Source organism: Arthrobacter methylotrophus (assembly GCF_039539965.1).
GTDB classification, from domain to species: domain Bacteria; phylum Actinomycetota; class Actinomycetes; order Actinomycetales; family Micrococcaceae; genus Arthrobacter; species Arthrobacter methylotrophus.
In genome coordinates this window covers 2,294,075-2,314,907 of record NZ_BAABED010000001.1, presented here as the reverse complement: position 1 = coordinate 2,314,907, position 20,833 = coordinate 2,294,075, and the positions used below count along the sequence as shown (strand labels likewise).

Annotated in this window: 23 protein-coding genes; 14 read left to right on the top strand and 9 right to left on the bottom strand. The window is 60.8% G+C overall.

The genetic code is table 11. The features are described 5' to 3' along the window. The first annotated feature begins 125 nt into the window (after window positions 1–125). The 5 genes from ABD884_RS12245 to ABD884_RS12225 all read left to right on the top strand — a co-directional run bounded on the left by ABD884_RS12245 (window position 126) and on the right by ABD884_RS12225 (window position 4,336). A complete protein-coding gene (locus ABD884_RS12245) occupies window positions 126–575 on the top strand; it encodes a MarR family winged helix-turn-helix transcriptional regulator (protein ID WP_345046037.1) in 450 nt (149 codons plus the stop codon). 3 nt (window positions 576–578) lie between these two features. Next, window positions 579–1,145, top strand: coding sequence for a cysteine hydrolase family protein (locus ABD884_RS12240; protein WP_345046036.1), 567 nt, complete (start codon window positions 579–581; stop codon window positions 1,143–1,145). Continuing rightward, window positions 1,142–2,224 (top strand): MFS transporter, encoded by a 1,083-nt coding sequence (locus tag ABD884_RS12235; protein ID WP_345046035.1) that lies wholly within the window; start codon window positions 1,142–1,144, stop codon window positions 2,222–2,224. The genes ABD884_RS12240 and ABD884_RS12235 overlap by 4 nt, the downstream gene beginning before the upstream one ends. A 54-nt stretch (window positions 2,225–2,278) precedes the next feature. Next, window positions 2,279–2,611 (top strand): hypothetical protein, encoded by a 333-nt coding sequence (locus ABD884_RS12230; protein WP_345046034.1) that lies wholly within the window; start codon window positions 2,279–2,281, stop codon window positions 2,609–2,611. A 198-nt stretch (window positions 2,612–2,809) separates the two neighbouring features. Then, a complete protein-coding gene (locus ABD884_RS12225; protein WP_345046033.1) occupies window positions 2,810–4,336 on the top strand; it encodes an LCP family protein in 1,527 nt (508 codons plus the stop codon). An 80-nt stretch (window positions 4,337–4,416) separates the two neighbouring features. On the opposite strand, the gene ABD884_RS12220 is transcribed toward ABD884_RS12225, so the two are convergent. Together ABD884_RS12220 and ABD884_RS12215 are read right to left on the bottom strand one after the other, a co-directional pair. Next, on the bottom strand, window positions 4,417–6,393 hold the full coding sequence (locus ABD884_RS12220) for an APC family permease (RefSeq protein ID WP_345046032.1): 1,977 nt from the start codon (window positions 6,391–6,393) through the stop codon (window positions 4,417–4,419). A 126-nt stretch (window positions 6,394–6,519) separates the two neighbouring features. After that, window positions 6,520–6,939 carry a VOC family protein gene (locus tag ABD884_RS12215; RefSeq protein WP_345046031.1) on the bottom strand — a complete coding sequence of 140 codons (420 nt, stop codon included), beginning with the start codon at window positions 6,937–6,939 and terminating at the stop codon, window positions 6,520–6,522. Here ABD884_RS12215 and ABD884_RS12210 point away from each other — a divergent pair. From ABD884_RS12210 to ABD884_RS12200, 3 genes are all read left to right on the top strand, one after another. After that, window positions 6,938–7,063, top strand: a complete 126-nt coding sequence (locus tag ABD884_RS12210) for a hypothetical protein (protein WP_345046030.1) — start codon at window positions 6,938–6,940, stop codon at window positions 7,061–7,063. The genes ABD884_RS12215 and ABD884_RS12210 overlap by 2 nt on opposite strands. Window positions 7,064–7,073: 10 nt before the next feature. Then, window positions 7,074–7,472 carry a DUF3054 domain-containing protein gene (locus tag ABD884_RS12205; RefSeq protein ID WP_345046029.1) on the top strand — a complete coding sequence of 133 codons (399 nt, stop codon included), beginning with the start codon at window positions 7,074–7,076 and terminating at the stop codon, window positions 7,470–7,472. 75 nt (window positions 7,473–7,547) lie between these two features. After that, window positions 7,548–7,829, top strand: a complete 282-nt coding sequence (locus ABD884_RS12200) for an Lrp/AsnC family transcriptional regulator (RefSeq protein ID WP_028267075.1) — start codon at window positions 7,548–7,550, stop codon at window positions 7,827–7,829. A gap of 38 nt (window positions 7,830–7,867) precedes the next feature. Here ABD884_RS12200 and trpD read toward each other — a convergent pair whose 3' ends face one another. Beyond that, on the bottom strand, window positions 7,868–8,926 hold the full coding sequence (trpD, locus tag ABD884_RS12195) for an anthranilate phosphoribosyltransferase (RefSeq protein ID WP_345046028.1): 1,059 nt from the start codon (window positions 8,924–8,926) through the stop codon (window positions 7,868–7,870). A gap of 148 nt (window positions 8,927–9,074) precedes the next feature. On the opposite strand from trpD, the gene ctaE reads away from it, so the two are divergent. The 4 genes from ctaE to qcrB all read left to right on the top strand — a co-directional run bounded on the left by ctaE (window position 9,075) and on the right by qcrB (window position 13,408). Then, window positions 9,075–9,713 carry an aa3-type cytochrome oxidase subunit III gene (ctaE, locus tag ABD884_RS12190; RefSeq protein WP_081736831.1) on the top strand — a complete coding sequence of 213 codons (639 nt, stop codon included), beginning with the start codon at window positions 9,075–9,077 and terminating at the stop codon, window positions 9,711–9,713. A gap of 87 nt (window positions 9,714–9,800) precedes the next feature. After that, a complete protein-coding gene (qcrC, locus tag ABD884_RS12185) occupies window positions 9,801–10,589 on the top strand; it encodes a cytochrome bc1 complex diheme cytochrome c subunit (RefSeq protein ID WP_028267078.1) in 789 nt (262 codons plus the stop codon). A gap of 97 nt (window positions 10,590–10,686) precedes the next feature. Continuing rightward, window positions 10,687–11,757, top strand: a complete 1,071-nt coding sequence (gene qcrA, locus ABD884_RS12180) for a cytochrome bc1 complex Rieske iron-sulfur subunit (protein WP_028267079.1) — start codon at window positions 10,687–10,689, stop codon at window positions 11,755–11,757. Further along, window positions 11,735–13,408: a cytochrome bc1 complex cytochrome b subunit gene (gene qcrB / locus ABD884_RS12175; protein WP_345046027.1), complete on the top strand. Its 1,674-nt coding sequence runs from the start codon at window positions 11,735–11,737 to the stop codon at window positions 13,406–13,408. The genes qcrA and qcrB overlap by 23 nt, the downstream gene beginning before the upstream one ends. Before the next feature lie 127 nt (window positions 13,409–13,535). Here the strand turns inward: qcrB and ABD884_RS12170 are convergent, their stop codons facing one another. After that, window positions 13,536–14,327 (bottom strand): GntR family transcriptional regulator, encoded by a 792-nt coding sequence (locus ABD884_RS12170; RefSeq protein WP_345046026.1) that lies wholly within the window; start codon window positions 14,325–14,327, stop codon window positions 13,536–13,538. A 163-nt stretch (window positions 14,328–14,490) separates the two neighbouring features. On the opposite strand from ABD884_RS12170, the gene ABD884_RS12165 reads away from it, so the two are divergent. Further along, window positions 14,491–14,784 (top strand): HPr family phosphocarrier protein, encoded by a 294-nt coding sequence (locus tag ABD884_RS12165; protein ID WP_345046025.1) that lies wholly within the window; start codon window positions 14,491–14,493, stop codon window positions 14,782–14,784. Between the two features lie 107 nt (window positions 14,785–14,891). Here ABD884_RS12165 and ABD884_RS12160 read toward each other — a convergent pair whose 3' ends face one another. From ABD884_RS12160 to ABD884_RS12140, 5 genes are all read right to left on the bottom strand, one after another. Further along, window positions 14,892–15,293, bottom strand: a complete 402-nt coding sequence (locus tag ABD884_RS12160) for a cytochrome c oxidase subunit 4 (RefSeq protein WP_345046024.1) — start codon at window positions 15,291–15,293, stop codon at window positions 14,892–14,894. Then, window positions 15,290–17,008 carry an aa3-type cytochrome oxidase subunit I gene (gene ctaD, locus ABD884_RS12155; RefSeq protein WP_345046023.1) on the bottom strand — a complete coding sequence of 573 codons (1,719 nt, stop codon included), beginning with the start codon at window positions 17,006–17,008 and terminating at the stop codon, window positions 15,290–15,292. Before ctaD ends, ABD884_RS12160 begins: the two co-directional genes overlap by 4 nt. A gap of 10 nt (window positions 17,009–17,018) precedes the next feature. Continuing rightward, the gene (ctaC, locus tag ABD884_RS12150; RefSeq protein WP_028267085.1) at window positions 17,019–17,891 is read right to left on the bottom strand and encodes an aa3-type cytochrome oxidase subunit II; all 873 of its coding nucleotides are present in this window, start codon (window positions 17,889–17,891) and stop codon (window positions 17,019–17,021) included. Between the two features lie 183 nt (window positions 17,892–18,074). After that, window positions 18,075–18,461, bottom strand: a complete 387-nt coding sequence (locus ABD884_RS12145; protein ID WP_028267086.1) for a HesB/IscA family protein — start codon at window positions 18,459–18,461, stop codon at window positions 18,075–18,077. A gap of 167 nt (window positions 18,462–18,628) precedes the next feature. Then, window positions 18,629–20,056 carry a dipeptidase gene (locus ABD884_RS12140; RefSeq protein ID WP_345046022.1) on the bottom strand — a complete coding sequence of 476 codons (1,428 nt, stop codon included), beginning with the start codon at window positions 20,054–20,056 and terminating at the stop codon, window positions 18,629–18,631. Between the two features lie 122 nt (window positions 20,057–20,178). Between ABD884_RS12140 and ABD884_RS12135 the strand changes: the two genes are divergently transcribed. Beyond that, complete coding sequence (locus ABD884_RS12135) at window positions 20,179–20,778, top strand: DUF3043 domain-containing protein (RefSeq protein ID WP_345046021.1); 600 nt, start codon at window positions 20,179–20,181, stop codon at window positions 20,776–20,778. Window positions 20,779–20,833: the final 55 nt, after the last annotated feature.

Below are 20,833 nucleotides of genomic sequence, written 5' to 3'. Positions count from 1 at the left end.
GTCCATTATTGGACGGGGACCTCCTGTTTTTCATGGGTTTATTGGATGTTCAACGAGGGGTCTACATAGCAAAGATAGTAAGGTAATCTTTTCAGTTTTCCTTACTATTTGATAGCGTCAGAACTATGATCTCTGGCCCCGGACCGGACGCGGCACGGTCGTTCGAAGTCGCCGCTGAACTTCGTGTGCTCATTGGCCAGTTCACCCGGCGCCTGCGCGAACATTCGCAGGTGGACAACCTGAGCAATGCGCAAAAGGCTGTGCTGATCCATTTGGAACGCGACGGCAGTGCCACCATGTCCGCCCTGGCCCGCGTCGAGGGCATGCGACCGCAATCCATGGGTCCCATCATTTCAGCCCTTGCCGGGGCGGGATTAGTCGAGGGCGGTCCGGACCCGGCCGATGGCCGCCGCAGGATCCTTTCCCTCACCGCTGAAGCCAGAAAGAGCATCAGCGCCGGCCGGGCGGCCAAGGCCGATTGGCTTTACCGCACTATCCAGTCGAAACTCACGCCGGACGAGCAGGAACGACTGCCCGGTGCCATCCACCTACTCAAACGCCTTTTGGAGCCGTGACACATGACTATCACCACGCTGGATCCGCAGACCGCCCTGATCATTGTTGACCTCCAGCGGGGAATAGTTGCATCCCCGAAGGCTCATCCGCTTGAACCGATCATTAAGAATTCCGCGATGCTGGCGAACGCTTTCCGTAGCCACGGACTGCCTGTGGTCCTGGTCAACGTCACGGGCGGCGCACCTGGCCGGACAGATCAAAGCAGTAACGCGGCCAGGTCGTTTCCCGCCGACTTTGCCGAGCTCCTACCCGAACTGAACCAGCAGCCAGGCGACCACCTCGTGACGAAGAAGACTTGGGGCGCCTTCACTGGCACTGGATTGGGCGTCCTGTTGGAAGACTTGGGTGTGACCCAGGTTGTGCTGACCGGCGTCGCCACGAGCATCGGCGTGGAATCTACGGCCCGGAGCGCTCACGAAGCCGGACTCAACGTCACCCTCGCCCTCGACGCCATGACCGATTTGAACATGAATGCCCATGAAAACTCCGTGACGACGATCTTCCCGCGACTGGGCGAGACCGGAACGACGCAGGAAATCCTGGACATGCTCAACGCCACCCGATCGTGACCGCTCGGGACGCTGCCCGGCCAGCGAACCCATCAGCTGACGCTGGCAAGCTGCTGCACAGTCCCGCACCGAACTCGATCGGCGCCCCGCGTTCGGTAGGATCCCCCAGCCCACTGGGCTGGAGGTTCACGGCACCGCTGCTGCTCGGTTCCACGCTGAATCCGATCAACAGCTCGATGATCGCTACCGCACTGGTGGGTATCGGGATTGACTTCAAGTCTGGTCCGGAGGCCACTGCCAGCCTCATTTCCGTCCTGTTTGTCTGCAGCGCAGTGGCCCAGCCGACCATGGGAAAACTCTCTGTCATCTTCGGCCCCAGACGTGTTTTCCTCTCCGGGGTAGCTATCCTCCTGTTGGCTGGAGTGGTCGGAGTGCTGGCGCCCAGCCTGGAAGTGTTGCTCGTTTCGCGGGCGCTGATCGGCATCGGGACTTCCGCGTGCTACCCGACGGCGATGGCATTGGTGCGCAGGCGTGCGGACGAGGCCGGCATAGGCGTACCGGGCCGGGTCTTAGGCAATTTTTCGATCGCAGCGCAAGTGACCGCCGTCGTCGGCCTGCCCTTGGGTGGCGTGCTGGCGGGCTACTTGGGTTGGCGGGCCCTCTTCGCGGTAAATATACCGTTGGCGGTGCTGGCGTTCACTTTCACGCTGCTCGGCGTGGCCAAAGACGCGCCCTTGCAAAGTCGGGGCCTCGGCGCCCTGCTCGCAATGCTTGACCTGTCGGGAATCGCTCTTTTCACCGGGGCGGTCACCTCGTTGCTGGTGTTCCTTTCCTCGCTTACGACGCCGGACTGGTGGCTTGCCGTGCTAGCCCTGGTGCTCGCCGGGCTGCTGATGTGGCGAGAGCGCCGCGCGCGCAGTCCGCTGATCGACGTCCGGATGCTCGGAAGGAACCGACCACTGCAACGGACATACCTTCGCTCGATCTTGGCTGCACTGGCTACATACACCGCGATGTACGGGTCCAGCCAGTGGATGGAACAAAGTGTGGGGCTCAACGCCGCAACGGTAGGGCTGATCCTGATCCCGCTGAGCCTGACGAGCATTGTGGTTGCGAGGCTTGTCTCCGGCCGGGGCTAGATCCGCTGGCCGCTGATTCTTGCAGGCCTGGCGCTGACGCTGCCCGCGACGGTGATGCTGCTGGCCAACCAGGGCTCCGGCGTGGTGCTGCTGATTGGAATGACCTTGTTGCTGGGCCTGACCAACGGCTTCAGTAGTTTCGCCAATCAAGCAGAGTTGTACCTGCAAACGTCAGTCGCGGGCATTGCCGTGGCCTCGGGGCTGCTGCGGACCTCCATGTATCTTGGTGCCATCGGGTCCTCCAGCCTCATCGCGATCGCCTTCGGGGCGACGGCCACTGACGCGGGTTTCCACACCCTGGCGTGGATTCAGCTTGCGATCGGGGCCATGATGGTGGCGCTGACCGTGGTGGACCGCAGCGTGCCGGCGGTCGGTACGGAGCATTGAGCCCGACGGCGGTGTAGCGGCGGTGGCCGGAAGCTGTCCTGCTGCTCGCCTTCAGTAGTCCTATCGCGTCATAGGAGCGCCGCGAGTTGTCCCCGTTTGGGTCAATTCTGCCTCGGTTCCGCGGGCCTCACGGAACCTTCACAGAGGCCCCGGCTACAATAGGGCCGTCCGTATTTTCCCTGGAGAGGTAGTTCCCTTTTGGTCACTCGCCACGATGCACCCAGCCCCGAGCCGGGCAACTCGCCGCCTGCCGCCTACCCGGGCCAAGGAAAACTGGCTGTTCGTAGCCGAAGGTTCAGTTTTCGCCGTGCGCCTCGCTGGTTCAAGATCACCAGCGCCGTAGTGACGGTATTACTGATCGCAGTCATCGCGTTTGGAGGCTATTGGGTATGGCGCCTTCAGTCCAATATTTCATCGTCGGCACTCGGGGCCGGAGGCCTTAGAACAGAAGGCCCGGTCGACGACAGCAAGGACCGGCTCCAAATTCTCGTACTGGGTACTGACACCCGGAGCGGGAAGAATGGGCAATTCGGCACAACCGACCAGTCATCCGGCTACGGACAATCGGACGTCATGATGCTGTTGGACATTTCGGCGGACAATAACCACGTCAACGTCATCAGTCTCCCCCGCGACTTGCTGGTCGACATCCCGGCTTGCACCGACAACAAAACCGGCCAGCACTATGCCGCACGGCCCGGCGCCATGATCAATAGTGCAATGGCCGAGGCGGGCATCGGCTGTGCTGTTGACACTGTCAACAAGCTCACAGGTTTGGAAGTTGACCACTTCATGATGGCCGACTTTAACGCCGTGACCGAATTGTCCAAGGCCGTCGGCGGCGTCGATGTCTGCGTGAGCTCGGCAGTCAACGATCCTGACTCCGGACTGCACTTGCCCAAAGGAACCTCGCAGGTGGAAGGCGATCAAGCGCTGGCCTTCCTACGTACCCGCCATGCATTCTCGGACGGCGGGGACCTCGGACGGATCAAGGCACAGCAATCATTCCTCGGTTCCCTCGTGCGGAAGCTCAAGGCTGACGGTACGCTCGGAAATCCCCAGAAGATGCTCGGCATCGCCGATACGGTGACAAAGAACCTTACCGTTGATGACGGGCTCGCCTCGGTTCCGGCCCTCCTGACCATCGCGGGCAGGCTCAAGAACATCGATCCGGCCAAGGTTAATTTCATCACGGTGCCGAATGTCCCGGCCGCATCAGATCCGAACAGGCTCGATCTCGACCAACCAGCTGCCAGCACCTTCTTCGCGGCGCTGAAACAGAGCGCTGATCTAAGCCAGCCTGCAGCTGGCGCCGCACCGTCGGCTGCCCCCTCTACAGAGGCTCCGAAAGCCGTTTACGACAAGGCGCTCCAACCGATCACCGTCGCCAACGGAACAGGCGTGACCGGCAGGAGCCAGGAGATCGCGACGCTCCTCTCCTCAGGCGGTTTCACGAAGCTAGCCCGGATTCAGGCCGACGCCAGGCCCGAAACCATGGTGTACTACGGTGCCGGGTTTGCCGACGTCGCAGCGGACGTTGCCGCGATGTTTGGTTTGCCAGCGACAAGTATCCAGCAAGTTGCGAGCGTGCAAGGAGTCCAGCTCTACGCCGGGCAGGACTTTGCCACAGGGAACAAACCGACACTTCCGGCTCCTAAGCCGAATGACGTGGTTTCCCAGACCGCACAAGACCAGACCTGCCAGACAACCAACCCGGCCGGATAGCTGAAAACCCGAGCGCCCTCCGCCTTGCTTTTCGCGGCGGAGGGCGCTTTGCTGGTTTCCAGCGCTGACTTAAGACCCGGCTAACCGACGTGGACCCATGGACGACGGGTGACTTCCGGCTCGGCCTGGCGCAGGACTTCCCGCGTCACCGGCGCTATCTCGCCTTCTCCCAAAAAGAGGAACTTGAGGAGATTGATGACGGGGTTTCCCTCCGTCCAGCGGAAGTAGATATGCGGCATCAATCCGGTGACGTCGCGGATGTGCAACAGCACCGAGGCAATGGTGTTCGGGACAACCGGGCCGTGGACTTCCAACACCGAATAGCCGTGCCGGTAGTGGCCACGGACTTCCAATGCCGTTTCAAAGTCGGAGGAATCATCCACCGTGACCTCAAGGAAGATGGCCGGGTAGTCTTCGGGAAGATGGCTGACCGCCATGGCAGAGTCCAGTTTTTCCCGGTAGTCGGCCGCGGACATCCGGAGGGGCTCGTGTGCGATGATCCCGATCGGCCCCGTGTCGTTGGCCGTAATGAATTCGAGTGCCTTCGCGTCGAGTCTGACATGGGTTGCGTGGAGTTCAAACGAACGCAAGATCCGTGAGAGCAAGGAGATCAGGACAATGCCGGCAATGAAGAACGTGGCGATCCTGATTCCCTCAGGCCGTTCGAAGATATTGGCAACCGTGGTGTAGATGAAAACCACCGCGATGATCCCGAATCCCAAGGTCCGCTTGTGTTGTTGGTGGCGGCGGGCCGACAACGTTACCGCGATCGCTGCCGAAGTCATCAACACGAGGACGCCTGTTGCATACGCGCCGCCTTGGGCGTCGACGTCGGCGTTGAAGAGGTAGGTGACAAGGAACCCGATGAGGGTGAAGACCAGCACCAGGGGGCGTACTGCTCTGGCCCATTCCGGGGCCATACCGTATCGCGGCAGGTAGCGCGGGACAAGGTTCAACAGCCCGGCCATGGCTGAAGCGCCCGCGAACCAGAGGATGGCGATGGTGCTGATGTCGTACACGGTGCCGAACCCGGACCCGAGATACTCGTGGGCCAGGAAAGCGAGGGCGCGGCCGTTGGCTTGCCCGCCAGCTTGGAATTCCTGCTCCGGGATGAGTACCACCGTCGTGAAACTGGTGGTGATAAGGAAGCAGCTCATGATCACGGCTGCCGTCGTCAACAGCCTGCGGGCCCCCTGGATCCGTCCGGTGGGGTGTTCTTCGGTGTCGGATCCGTAACCCCGGATTTGAGGCATGACGGCCACACCGGTTTCGAAGCCTGATAAGCCCAGCGCGAGCTTCGGGAAGACGATCAATGCGATGCCGACTGCCATGAGCGGGTTGCCGTGGGAGGTTGAGAGGGCTGTCCACCAGTCACCAATGGCCGCGGGTCGAGCGAGAACCTCAAAAATGCTCGAGGCAACTACGATGACATTCAGCCCCAAATAGATAGCCACCAGCGCTACGGCAACTCCGATCGCCTCCTTGAATCCCCGGAGGAACACGGCTGCCAGAAGCCCCAGAAGTACGAGAGTAATGATGAGGTTCTGACCCTGCATCCACCCCGGGACGAACGGATTCTGAACGAGGTGGGCGGTGGCATCCGCTGCGGAGAGCGTCATCGTGATCAGGAAATCCGTCGCCGCGAAGCCTAAGAGAACCAGTACGAAGAGCTTCCCTCCCCATCGGGGAAGCAAACGTTCAAGCATGGCGATGGAACCTTCGCCCCGATGGCTTTCTTCTGCCACACGGCGGTAGACCGGAAGAGCGCCCAATAGGGTGACTGCGACCAGAACCAGGGTAGCCAAAGGCGAAATCACTCCAGCTGCAAGAGCCGCAATGGCGGGTTGGTAGCCCAGGGTGGAGAAATAGTCGACGCCTGTCAGGCACATGACGCGCCACCAGGAGTGCGGCTTCTCCTTGGAGGCCAAGACACCGCCAGGACCCTGATGAGAACCCTTGGAATCCTGCAAGCCGAGCAGCAGCCACTTCCTCAAGGCTTCCTTGGTTCCCGGCGGAGGCGTGGACGGATCCGCCGGCGGCCTGCTCATGGTGGTCATGTGTGCCCTTTCGCCAAATGCGACGACGCGCTGCCCGATTAAGGCAGACGCTAGCACTGGGCGTCCGCGGGAGGTCCCAAACCGTGGCGATCTTGACGGAATCTTAGCGGCGGCCCGCAGTCCGTGTTACTGCGGTTGCTCCCCGGAAACGTTGACCAGCCAGGCGATGCCGAACTTATCCGTCAGCATTCCGAAGATGTCGCCCCAGGGCGCCTTCTCCATCGGCACGGTGACCGAGCCGCCGTCGGCGAGTCCGTCCCAGTAGCCGCGCAGCTCTGCTTCGTTGTCCCCACTCAGCGACACCGAAATATTGTTGCCGGGGTTGTAATCCATGCTGTTGGGGGTGTCCGCGGCCATTAGCAGCATTCCCTTGTCGGTCTTGAGTGCCGAGTGCATGATTTTGTCGCCTTCAGCGGGGTCGTCGCTGGCGTGGAATTCGGCGAATGTGCTTTGGGTCAGTTCGCCGCCGAAGACCGACTTATAGAACGCCATGGCTTCCTTGGCATTGTCCCGAAAGCTGATGTAGGGGTTGAGGTTTGTGGTCATGTCATGGCTCCTCAGGGTTTGTGGCAGCCCGATCAGCTACCTTGTCGTCATGCTAACAGCGCTTGCCGCGACCATCCACAGTTGCATTTGCGCCCGGTTCGAGATCGGCTTCTGCGCGGGATAGTGTCGTTTCCATGCCTGCTGTAAAACCCGCCCTCGCGCGCACTGCCCTTGTCGCCGGACTCGCCGATGCCGTTTTCATCCTGGTTTTTGCCGCCATCGGTCGGGACGCACACCAGCGCGCCGATGTTCTGACCGGAGTTTTCGCCACGGCCTGGCCATTCCTCGCCGGCGCCGCGATAGGGTGGCTCGCCGCAAGGGTTTGGCGCGCGCCTTTCCGGATCTGGCCGGCCGGCGTCGCTGTCTGGATTGGAACCGTGGCCGGCGGAATGCTCTTGCGTGCGGTGACGGGGCAGACTGTGGTGCTGCCGTTCATCATCGTTGCCTTGATCAGCCTCGCCGTCTTCCTGCTCGGGTACCGCGCCGTGATCGCCCTTGTGTCCCGAGTTCGTGGAGGAAGCCGTCTACGCTGAGCCTTCAGCGCGTGCCTCGGGCCGATGCACTAGGCTTGCAACGTCCACTGCCGCACTTAGGAAAGGCTGCCCCCAGTGATCACCGCTTTTGTCCTGATCAAGACCGACGCTTCACGCATCCCGGAGACGGCTGAACAGATTTCTGCCATCCAGGGAATCAGCGAGGTCTACTCCGTCACAGGCGAATGGGACCTGATTGCCGTGGCACGCGTCGCCAAGCACGAGGAACTGGCGGACGTCATCGCGGACAAGCTGTCAAAGGTTCCCGCAGTAGTGCACACCACCACGCACATTGCCTTCCGCGCCTATTCGCAGCACGACCTGGATGCGGCATTTTCGCTGGGCTTCGAGCAGTAGTAAACGTCACTGTGCTTCCATACGACCGCGCAGCACCTTCAGTTTTGAGTGAGTCCGACCCAGGTGTCCAACACTCGGGCGGCTGCACCGGAGTCGATGGATTCCACGGCTTTCAGCCACGCCGACGTCATGCGGTCCAGGAACTGTCCCTCCGCAGACGTTTCGAAGGCCACCAGGCCGGCGGCCGCGTTGAGCAAGACGGCGTCGCGAACCGGTCCCGGCTTCCCCGCAAGTACTTCGCGCACGACGGCGGCGTTCGCCTCGGCGTTGCCGCCCCGAAGATCAGCCACGGTCGCAGCAGCGATCCCAAGATCGGCCGGTGAGAACCGCTGCTCGGTGACGTTCCCGTCCCTGATTTCCCACACTGTCGACGGTCCTGTGGTGGTCAATTCATCGAGGCCGTCTTCCCCGCGGAAGACGAGCCCGCGACTCCCCCGGCGCGCGAGTACCCCAGCGATCAACGGGGCCATGGTGGCGTTGGCCACACCCACGGCGGAGGCTTGCACATGGGCGGGGTTGGTCATCGGCCCGAGGAAGTTGAATGCCGTAGGAATGCCGAGTTCCGCCCGCACGGCACCCGTGTGCCGGAAAGATGGATGGAACACCTGAGCGAAGCAAAAGGTAATTCCTGCTTCTTCGGCGTTGCGGGCTACGCGCGCAATCGGCAGGTCAAGCCGCACCCCGAGCGCTTCCAGGACGTCCGCGGAGCCCGACGACGACGATGCCGCCCGGTTGCCGTGTTTAACGACGCGCGCGCCGGCGCCCGCCGATACGAGGGCAGCCATGGTGGAAATGTTGACGGTATTAAGCTGATCGCCACCGGTGCCTACGATGTCGAGCTTTTCGCCCGGGATGCTCACAGGGTTTGCGTTGGAGAGCATTGCTTCGACCAGTCCAGTGACTTCATCCACCGTCTCTCCCTTGGCGCGTAACGCAACCAGGAAGCCAGCGATCTGGGAGGGAGCCGCTTCTCCGGACATGATCGTATTCATGGCCCATGACGTGTTCTCGACCGAGAGGTCGTGCCCCTTGATCAAAGCCGAGATGAGTCCGGGCCACGAGTTGCTTGCCTGCTGTGCAGATCCCTGAGAAGTCACCACTTGATGCTAGCGATCCACCCGGCTTCATGACCAATGCTTACGCCGTTGGGAACTTTTCCGCGCGAATTCGCGTGTTTGTAGAAAAAGTCTCCCTAAATGGCGGTTCGCATTGGGAAGTCCGGACTTTTACAGACATAATGTCCTTGTGACATCTGCGACCCATGCCCCCAGTACCCCGGCGCACCCGACGCTGAATCGCCCCAACCTGGTTTCCGTTGGAACCGTTGTGTGGCTTTCGAGCGAGTTGATGTTCTTCGCCGGTCTCTTCGCCATGTACTTCACGCTGCGCTCCACCTCAGGCGCGTTGTGGGCGGAAGAAACCGGCAAGCTCAACTTCCCCTTTGCGCTTGTAAACACCATCGTTCTTGTGTCAAGTTCCTTCACTTGCCAGATGGGCGTCTTCGCTGCTGAGCGACTTGAGCCGCGCCGTCGAGGTGGCCTGCTGCAGTTCACCCGCTGGGGCATGACCGAGTGGTTCATCCTGACCTTCATCATGGGCTCGTTCTTCGTTGCCGGCCAGACCACTGAGTACGCCATGCTCGTGTCAGAGCACGTTACGCTCTCGGCCAATGCATACGGTTCCGCGTTCTACATGACCACAGGCTTCCACGGCCTCCACGTCATAGGCGGGCTCATTGCCTTCCTGTTCATTATCGGACGTGCATACGCCGCCAAGAAGTTCGGACATTTTGAAGCCACTTCGGCAATCGTTACCTCGTACTACTGGCACTTTGTGGATGTTGTGTGGATCGGCCTCTTCTTGGTCATCTACGTCCTGAAGTAGCCCAACACTGACTCTTGGCTCCAAGAGAATTAATTTTCAAGAAGCGGCTCTCGGAGCCGACGCAGGATCGAAAAAAGGAACCACCACGTGAAGGCACTCTCGCAGAAGCGACGTCATCCACTGGCAGCCATTGCGCTGCTGCTGATGGGACTCCTCGTCACCGGTGGGCTTTACGCCGTTGCTACAACGGTCAACCAGGCGAAGGCAGATACCACCACCTTTAGCGCAAGCGACGCCCAGGAGGGCGGCAAGCTCTTCGCCGCCAACTGCGCTACCTGCCATGGCATGGGTGCGAGCGGATCCAAGGACGGCCCCTCGCTGGTCGGCGTGGGTGCTGCTGCGGTTGACTTCCAGGTTGGCACCGGCCGTATGCCCATGCAGATGAACGGACCCCAGGCCCAGGCAAAGCCGAGGCAGTTCAACGATCAGCAAACCCAGCAGCTTGCTGCTTACGTCGCTTCCCTCGGTGCTGGTCCGGCAATTCCCGATGCCTCGCTGCTTGACGCAAAGGGAGATGCCGCCAAGGGCGGCGAGCTCTTCCGTACGAACTGCGCGATGTGCCACAACGCTGCTGCGGCCGGCGGTGCCTTGACCCGTGGAAAGTTCGCTCCGGCACTGGCTGGTGTTTCGGGCCAGCACATCTATGAGGCCATGGCCACTGGTCCGCAGAATATGCCTGTCTTCAATGACGCCAACATCTCTCCTGAGGGCAAGCGCGACATCATCACCTTCCTGAAGACGATCGAAGCCAACGGTTCACCGGGTGGCGCCGACCTCGGATCACTGGGGCCGGTTTCCGAAGGCCTCTTCGTCTGGGTTGCAGGCCTCGGCGTCATCATTGCCTTCACCATCTGGCTCACGTCGCGCTCGTCGTAGCCAGACGCACCAAATACTTCTGCTGTCCCCGCAGCAGTTTTGAATTGAACATCAACCCGGTTCCGGCCGGGACAACGAGAGAAGGATGAGGCGAATTATGGGCAACCATAGTGACGGCAGTCCGAACCACTCGGGCACCGTAGCTACGGCTGGTCAGAATGTTGTGGAGAAGTTCCAGGATCCTGGACTTCCTCCGCACCGTTTGCGCCTGGCTGACACGGACCCGAGAGCCGCTAAGCGAGCCGAACGTCAGGTGGCCATTCTGTTTGGCATCTCGATCGTCGGTACGGTGATCTTCCTGGTGTCGTACTTTGCCATCGACCTTGGGCAAGACTCCACTATCGCAACGATCCGCACGCAAAACCTGTTGCTCGGCCTTGGTACCGCGTTCGCGATGCTGGGTATCGGTACCGGTATCGTGCACTGGGCCAAGGCCCTTATGCCGGACCACGAAGTGTCGGAAGAGCGCCATGCCATCCGTACTGAGGAAGACCGGCAAGCGGCAGTGCGAATCGTCGAGGACATCGTCGAGGAAACCGGCATCAAGCGTCGCCCGCTAATCCGTAACACCCTCCTCGGTGCTGTGGCGCTGGCCCCCCTCCCGGCCCTGGCCGTTTTTGGTGACCTTGGCCCCCGCCCGGACAACACGCTCGCGCACACCATGTGGGCACCCCAGGACGGCAAGCTCAAGCGCCTCACCCGCGATCCCGACGGAACCCCGATCAAGGCATCGGATGTGACCATCGGGTCTGCATTCCACGTGATCCCGGAAGGCCTCAACGAACTCCAGGAGGGCAAGCTCAACGCGAAGGCAAAGGCCGTCGTTTTGCTCATGCGCCTCAACCCGGACGATTTGACGATTTCCAAAGGCCGTGAAACCTGGAGCTACAACGGAATCGTTGCCTACTCCAAGATCTGCACCCACGTCGGTTGCCCTGTTGCTCTCTATGAGCAGCAAACGCACCACCTGCTGTGCCCGTGCCACCAGTCAACCTTCGACCTCACCAAGGAATGCAAGGTTATCTTCGGCCCCGCCAGCCGTCCGCTCCCCCAGCTTCCCATCGCGGTCGACGCTGATGGCTACCTGGTAGCCACGAGCGACTTCAAAGAACCTGTAGGACCGAGTTACTGGGAGCGTGACGAGCATGAGCGCCTCATCAACAGCTGAAGTCCCCTTTGTACCCACAACCAAGGTTGGCCGCATCACCAACTTTGTCGACGAACGAGTCGGTGGATCCGGCATCCTGCGTGAATTCGGCCGGAAGGTCTTCCCCGACCACTGGTCGTTCATGTTCGGCGAGGTGGCGCTGTATTCCTTCGTCATTCTTCTGTTGTCTGGTACGTTCCTGACGTTCTTCTTCGACCCGTCCATGGCGGAGACCCACTACCAGGGCTCCTACACGCCGTTGTACAACGTCGAAATGTCCGTGGCGTACAACTCGTCGCTGAACATTTCCTTCGATATCCGCGGTGGTCTTTTCTTCCGTCAGGTACACCACTGGGCAGCGTTGCTGTTCGTTGCTTCGCTTGGTGTACACATGCTGCGGGTGTTCTTCACGGGCGCTTTCCGCAAGCCGCGCGAGATGAACTGGGTTGTAGGTGGTGTCCTGCTGATCTTGGCGATGGCCGCCGGCTTCACCGGTTACTCGCTCCCCGATGACTTGCTGTCCGGCAACGGCCTGCGAATCATCGACGGGGTCATCAAGTCAATCCCCGTGATCGGAACGTATATCTCGTTCTTCCTCTTTGGCGGTGAGTTCCCAGGTACGGCCATTATCGGCCGCCTGTACGTCTTGCACATTCTGCTGGTACCTGCGTTGATCCTGCTGATGATCGTCATCCACCTCTTCATGGTGGTTGTCCATAAGCACACGCAGTATCCTGGCCCGGGCCGCAACGACGGCAACGTCGTCGGTTACCCATTGGGACCGGTTTACGCTGCCAAGGCCGGCGGCTTCTTCTTCATCGTGTTCGGTGTTGTCGCGCTGATGGCTGCGATGTTCACCATCAACCCGATTTGGAACTACGGACCGTACGACCCCTCCCCCGTGTCGGCCGGTACCCAGCCTGACTGGTACATCGGTTTTGTCGACGGCGCCCTGCGACTCATGCCTGGCGTTGTTAATGATTTCCACTTCGAATACATCATCTTCGGCCATGTGCTGTCGCTGAATGTCCTGCTACCGGCCCTGGTTCCAGCAGGCATCATTTTCACTGTGCTGTTCACGTACCCGTGGATCGAACGCTGGATTACCAAGGACAATCGTGAGCACCATGTCTTGGACCGTCCGCGCAATGCCCCCACCCGCACCGCCATTGGTGTCGCAGGCTTTACCTGGTACTGCGTCATGTGGGCTGCTGCAGGTTCGGACCTCATTGCAACGCACTTCCATGTTGCGCTGAACGACGTCACTTACTGGCTGCGCACGCTGTTCTTCATTGGCCCGATCATTGCCTTCATGGTGACGAAACGCGTGGCCCTTGCGCTTCAGCGAAAAGACCGTGAGATCGCCCTGCATGGACGTGAAACGGGTCGCATCGTGCGCTTGCCGCACGGCGAGTTCATTGAAGTACACGCGCCGCTGGACGACTACAAGCAGTACAAGCTTGTCGGTTTCGAGTCGCTCTCCCCGCTGCCCGCCGAGCCGAACGAACACGGCGTGGTCACCCGGAAGGAAAAGCGCCGCGCGGCCCTCTCCAAGTGGTTCTTCGAGGACCGCGTTGCCCCGGCAACGCCGGCCGAGCTCGAAGCAGCCCACGGACATGGCCCTCACGAAGCCATTGAGTCCGCTGAAGAGCGGAAGAGCTTGAGCCACTAGCTCTCACCGAAAGCACAAGGGAGGGCCCCGTCCACGCGGACGGGGCCCTCCCTGCTTTTTGGCTTAGGTTATTGACGCCGTCGGAAGCACGTGTACCGGACTGTCGTCGGCACCCTCACACCGTTGGCTAGTGATTGCGGTAGCCGTTGGATTGGCTTCGGGTAGACCGAACGCCCGGGCGCTGCAGCGGTACCCACAACTTGTACCGGTCAGCCCGATAGTACGACACGGAGTAGTCCACTGTGGAGCGGGCTACGAAAGCGTGGCGCTGAATCTTGAGCAACGGCATTCCGACATCCACGTTCAACAGCCGGGCGGTTGATGGTGAAGCGGCCGTTGCTTCAATCATGTCTTCACCCCACTCCATGACAAGCCCGTACTTTTCGCTCAGCACGTTATAGAGGGAACTAGGGGGCGCCTCGTCCAGGAGGCCCGGCACGCGATGGGCCGGGATGAAGTTCTCATCCACGCTCATGGGTTCGTTGTCAGCCAGAAGGAGCCGTCTGAAGCGGACCAGCGGCGTCCCTTCCTCGAGCTGGAGCTCCCGCGCCAGAAACGCACTCGCGGCGATTTGCTCAAAGCTGAGGACTTTCGCTGCTGGAACCATGCCGCGACGCTGCATTTCCTCGCTGTAGGAGGTGAGCTTCACTTGGAGGTCAAGTTTTGGCTTGCGGACGAAAGTCCCAAGGCCAACCACACGCTCGATGATTTCCTCGCCTACGAGCGCATCAATGGCCTGTCGGACAGTCATCCTGGCAAGGCCGAAACGTTCGGAGAGATCCCGTTCCGAGGGCAACGCAGCACCGGGACGGCACGACTCCGCAATGTAGTTGCGCAGGATTTCACGAAGTTGTATGTAGATGGGAGTGCCGCTCTTTCGGTCGATCTCCCCGGAGATGCGTGCTGCTTCAGCAGGCATGACGGTCTTCGGCCAAGATATCTTCCATGAAACAAGCGTAGGCCAATCTACCCGCAGGTCTAGACCAGTTGGATGCTGCGTACGGTGGCGTGGCGTGGCGGGGCTACGCTTGTAAGGATCAAAATCGCAGTCGGCATCGGCCGTCCGAGTCAAAGGAGCCGGTTTGCCCGAGCACAAAGCCATCGTTGCCGCAGAGATCGGCCTCCACGCACGGGCGGCCGCCGTTTTCGTCCGCGCGGTGACGGCCACCGGGCTTCCGGTCACTATTAGGAAACCCGGCCATCAAGCGGTCGATGCCCGGTCTTTGCTTGAGGTCATGACCGAGGATTTCGGCCACGGGTGTGAGGTGGTTCTGTCCGTCTCCGCAGAAGCGCTACAAGCCGACCGCACGCTTGACGAGGTCAACGATGCCCTGACGGGTCTTTCGGCCGTCCTGGAGGCCGTAGAAGGTCGTTGAGCCAGCCATGCGCCATAAGGACGTATGCGTGGCGCTGACCTTCGGATAAGACAACGACGGCGGGCCCCACCGATGAGGTGGGGCCCGCCGTCGTTATTCGAGTAGTTCTAGTGCGCGTGATCTCCACGGCTGTATTCGAAGACCCAACCGACCAAGGCTACGAGAGCCAAGCCGGCGGCAACGAACGTGATCCAGAAACCTATGGCGAGGCCAAGGAAGCCACCGGCGCAAGCCAGGCCAAGGACCAGCGGCCACCAGCTCCAAGGGCTGAAGTGCCCCTGCTCGCCGGCGCCTTCGTGAATCTCTGCGTCCGGACGGTCTTCAGGCCGCAGGCCGACGCGCTTGCCGGTGAAACCCAGGTAAGCCCCGATCATGCCCGCTAGGCCACCGACCAGGAGAATTCCAAGTATGCCAACCCACTCAGACCAGTGGGTCAGGAAACCATAGACCAGCGCCACCGGAACGAAGAAGAAACTCCCGGCTCCAAAAATCCAAGATTCGATTTTCACTTGGCGTCCTTCTGGTCAGCGTTGCCGAGCACGGTTGCTGCCGGCACAAGGGCCTGCGCTGTGTGGTGCTGTGCGAGCTCCGGGTGGTGGAGGTCCAGGGCTGGACGCTCGGAACGGATGCGGGGCAGGGACGTGAAGTTGTGCCGCGGAGGCGGGCAGGATGTAGCCCACTCAAGCGAGGCGCCGAAGCCCCAGGGATCGTCGACTTCCACCTTCTTGTTGCTGCGCCAGGTGATGTAGACGTTCCAGAAGAACGGCAGGAGCGAAGCACCGAGCACAAAGGAGGAAATCGTGGAGAACTGGTTCATCCAAGTGAAACCGTCCTGCGGCATGTAGTCGGCGTAGCGGCGGGGCATGCCCTCGACGCCGAGCCAGTGCTGGATCAGGAAGGTGCCGTGGAAGCCCAGGAACAGGAGCCAGAAGTGGATCTTGCCGAGGCGTTCGTTGAGCATCTTGCCGGTCCACTTGGGCCACCAGAAGTAGAAGCCTGCGAACATGGCGAACACCACGGTGCCGAAGACGACGTAGTGGAAGTGCGCTACGACGAAGTAGGAGTCCGAGACCTGGAAGTCCAGCGGCGGGGAGGCCAGGATGATGCCCGTCAGGCCACCGAAGAGGAAGGTGACAAGGAAGCCGATGCTCCAGAGCATGGGGGTTTCGAAAGTAATCGAGCCCTGCCACAGAGTACCGATCCAGTTGAAGAACTTCACACCGGTGGGTACCGCGATGAGCATCGTCATGAAGGAGAAGAACGGCAGCAGCACGGAACCGGTGACATACATGTGGTGCGCCCACACGGTCACCGACAGTGCGGCGATAGCGATGGTCGCATAGACCAGGCCTTTGTAGCCGAAGATCGGTTTACGGCTGAAGACCGGGAAGATCTCCGAGACGATACCGAAGAAGGGCAAGGCGATGATGTACACCTCGGGGTGTCCGAAGAACCAGAACAGGTGCTGCCACAAGACAGCTCCGCCGTTCTCCGGATCGAAGATGTGTGCGCCGAAGCGCCGGTCCGCGCCGAGCGCGAAGAGCGCGGCGGCGAGGGGCGGGAAGGCCATGAGTACCAGGATGCCCGTCACCAAGGTGTTCCAGGTGAAGATCGGCATGCGCCACATCGTCATGCCCGGAGCGCGCATGCAGATAATCGTGGTGATGAAGTTGACCGCGCCCAGAATGGTTCCGAAACCCGACAACGCCAAGCCGAAGACCCAGAGGTCCCCGCCAACGCCCGGGGTAAAGGTCGTATCCGACAGCGGCGCATAGGCGAACCAGCCGAAGGAGGCAGCACCCTGGGGGGTGATGAACCCGGACACGGCAATGGTGGACCCAAAGAGGAAGAACCAGAAAGCCAGCGCGTTCAGTCGCGGGAAGGCGACGTCGGGGGCGCCGATCTGCAGCGGCATGATGACATTGGCGAAACCCGCGAAGAGCGGCGTCGCGAACATCAAGAGCATGACAGTGCCGTGCATCGTGAAGAGCTGGTTGTACTGTTCCTTGGTCTGCAGGATCTGCATGCCGGGTTCGAACAGCTCTGCACGGATCAGCAGCGCCATCACGCCGCCCAGGCAGAAGAACACGAAAGACGCGATCAGGTACATGTACCCGATGGTCTTGTGGTCCGTGGAAGTGATCCAGCTGACGACAATGCGTCCCTTGGATTTCGGTACTACCGGAGCCTCGAGGACTCCGGCGGATTGAGTGTAAGTAGCCACGTCGCTTCCCTTAATTCTTTGCGTTCAGGTTCGGGTTGCGGTCGTACTTCGAATCGAGAAGACCCGTGTTGCCGCTCTGACGAAGCTGGTCCATGTGAGCCTGGAACTCAGCCTCGGAAACAACCTTCACGCGGAACAGCATCTCTGAGTGGTATTCACCGCAAAGTTCGGCGCACTTGCCGTCATAGGTGCCCTCCTTGGTGGGGGTCAACCTGATGTAGTTGGTCTTGCCGGGAATCATGTCGCGCTTCTGCAGGAAGGCGGGTACCCAGAAAGAGTGGATGACGTCACGGGAGTTCAGCTCCAAGTCAACCGACTTATTGACCGGAAGGTACAAGGTGGGGAGCTTGTCCTTGTCCACGTTGTTGCCCGTGAGGTGCGCCTGGACGCCTGCCTCGTGAAGGTCTTCGGTAATGACCGAGCCTTTCACGTAGTTGAAGTCCCAGGCCCACTGCTTGCCGCGGACGTCAATAGTGACGTCGGCAGGCTGCGAGCGGTCATCGATGGCACGCTGGTCCTGGTCGGTGAAGTAGAAGAACACCAGCACCATGAACAGCGGAATGGTCAAATAAAAGACCTCCAGAGGGAGGTTGTAGCTAAGCTGCTTCGGGAAACCCGTGGTGCCCTTGCGGCGGCGGTAGGCAATGATGCACCAGACCAGCAGGCCCCAAGTAATAATGCCCACGGCGAGGGCGGCGATCCATGAGTTGACCCAGAGGTCCATGATCCGATCGGTGTTGCTGGTGGTACCACGCTCGGTGGGCAACCAACCCTTTGCTACCTCTGGTGAACATCCGGTCAAAACCAACGCGCCGGCGACTGCCAAGCCAGTGATCGAGGTGATCTTTATGCGTCGGCTGCCGGTTCGGTTCTGCGAACTCACAGACGGCCCTTCCTCTTGTTGCTGCAACCCGGCAGGCCAAGGACCTACCGGGCACACTAAAGTTTTACTACCCGGTGTAGAGCTTACCGCTACGAAGCGGTTTTCGCCGACATGTTGGCCTAGTGCGTCGGATCGGGTCGGAACCCGTTCCTGAGCTGGGCCAACAGTCGGCGAATGTCCGGGTTAGTGGAACGAATCGCCGCAGGCGCAAGACCCGCCGGCGTTGGGGTTGTCGATGGTAAAGCCCTGTTTCGAGATCGTGTCCTCAAAGTCGATGCTGGCACCGCTCAGGTAAGGCACGCTCATCTTGTCGACAACCACTTCGACGCCGTCGTAGTCACGGACGGCATCGCCGTCGAGCAGGCGCTCGTCGAAGTAGAGCTGGTAGATCAGACCCGAGCAGCCGCCTGGTTGGACAGCGACGCGGAGCCGCAGGTCCGTCCTACCTTCTTGTTCGAGAAGGCTCCGGACCTTGCCTGCGGCGACGTCGGTCAACTTGACCTCGTGCTCAGGAAGCTCAGCGCTTGCGAGCTGCGCTCCGGTGCTGTTTTCGTTGGTTGCAGTGCTCATTGGCCTACCTTCTTATGATGCTCTTGGCGGCCGCACTTTCGCGCTGCCTGCCCTTACCCAAATACGTGCGGGCTATAGCTACATGCTACGTCGAGCCGGTTCATAGCTATAACTTCTAACGTAACCGCCGGGACCATTACCTTGTTCCCCGCTATCGTCCGCGTGGCTCAGAGGCCTTCCGTGTTCAAGCGGGCCAGCATCAACGCTTCAGCCAGGACAGCATTTCGGAAATCACCGATGTGAAGTGATTCGTTAGCACTGTGGGCCCGGGAATCAGGGTCCTCCACACCAGTCACGAGGATCTGGACGTCGGGATAGGTTTCGGTCAGATCCGCAATGAACGGTATGGATCCACCGATCCCCATTTCAACGGCCGGCACGCCCCAGGCTTCGCCCAGCGCCCACATGGCGATCCGGGCGGCGGCAGATCCGGTGTCGGTGGAGAATGCGTTGCCCCGCTCCCCCGGCACGAACGTCACCGTGGCCCCGAAAGGAGCATGGGCCGCCAAGTGCCTCCCCATTGCGTCCATGGCGGCATCCGGATCCTGGCCGGGAGCCAAGCGCAGGCTGAACTTTGCCCGCGCGGACGGGAGCAAAGTATTTGACGCAACGTCGATGGCGGGAGCATCGATACCGATGATGGACAAGGCCGGCTTCGTCCAAAGCCTCGAAGCGATACTGCCACTACCGGCGAGTCGCACTCCTTCGAGTACCGAGGCATCCGCGCGGTACTGCTCCTCATCCACGTCCTCGACGACGTCATCCTTGGCGACCAAGCCCTCGATCGCGACGTTGCCGTCGTCGTCGTGCAGTGTGGCGATAAGCCGCGACAAGAGGGTCGGTGCGTCCAAGACGGGCCCGCCGAACATGCCCGAGTGGACGGCGTGGTCCAGGACCCGCACCTCGAACGTGCCATCCACCAGTCCGCGAAGGCTGGTGGTGAGGGCCGGAATACCGACTTTCCAATTACTGGAGTCGGCAACGACAATGACGTTCGCTTCAAGGAGGTCCCTGTGCGTTTCGAGGAAAGTGCGGAAAGTCGGGGAGCCGGCTTCTTCCTCACCCTCGAAGAACAGTGTCACCCCCAAGCCGAAATCATCTCCCAGCACCTGGGTTACGGCTGCATAGGAAGCCAGGTGGGCCATGATTCCGGCTTTGTCGTCGGCTGCGCCGCGGCCATAAAGGCGGCCGTCGCGTTCCTGTGCCACGAAGGGTTCGGTCTCCCACAGGCTGACGTCGCCCGGCGGCTGCACATCGTGGTGCGCGTAGAGCAGGACCGTGGGTTTTCCTGGCGCGGCCACGCGGCGTGCAACGATCGCAGGGCCGCCGGGCGTGCCATCGGTCTTGTCGCAGCGCAGGATCTGGACGTCGGAGAATCCCGACTCACGTGCCAGGGCCGCAACGGCCTCGGCGCTTCGTTCCAGCTCCGCGGGGTCGAAACTTGGCCAGGCGATCCCCGGGATAGCAACCAACGCCTTCAATCGGGACATGGTTTCATCAAAAGTGGCATCGACGGAGGACTTGAGCGCATCAACATTGATCGTGCTGACACCGCCGGAAAAGGTCTGCGGGATCTCCGCATTCATTGAAGTCATGGGCCAAAGACTACCGCCGGGAGCCGTACCGGGGAACTCGCACATGCGCCCGTGGCGGTGTCACTCACGGGATCCCGCGACACGTCGACTTTCCGCCGGTTGCTGCGGGGTATTCTGTAGTGGTGTTTGGACGTAAAAAGGATGAGCCGAGCGCTCAAGACTCAGTAGACCAGCTTGCCACCGATGCCCCCGCGAAAGGTGCAGGTGCTGGTAAGGGCGCACCCACGCCCAAGCGCAAAGAGCAGGAAGCAGCCCGCAAGCGCCCGTTGGTGCCGACAGACCGCAAGGCCTCCAAGGACGCCGAGCGTATCGCGGTGCAGGATCAGCGCCAGAAGATGCGCCAGGCACTGGATACCGGTAATGAAAAGTACCTGCCGTTGCGCGACAAAGGCCCGCAGAAGCGGTTTGCCCGCGACTACGTGGACGCGCGTTTCAGCCTGGGTGAGTACCTAATGTTCGGGGCACTCCTGTTCGTGGTGATCTCTTTCGTCATTCCGACGGGAAGCAACGTCCTCAGCTATGTTTTGATCGGCTTCTGGGTCATGTTTCTTGCGGTCTTCGCGGACGTCGTCGTCCTTTCTCGTAAGTTGCGCAAGGGTTTGGCGCAGAAATTCGGTGAGGTGGAGCGCGGCACCATCTGGTACGGCAGCATGCGTTCCCTGCAATTCCGCCGGCTGCGGCTGCCCAAGCCGCAGGTCCAGCGCGGTCAGTTTCCTTCCTAAGACCGGCAATAGAAAAGGGCAAGAGTCTGTCGAAGCAGAAAGACCCCGGAACAAC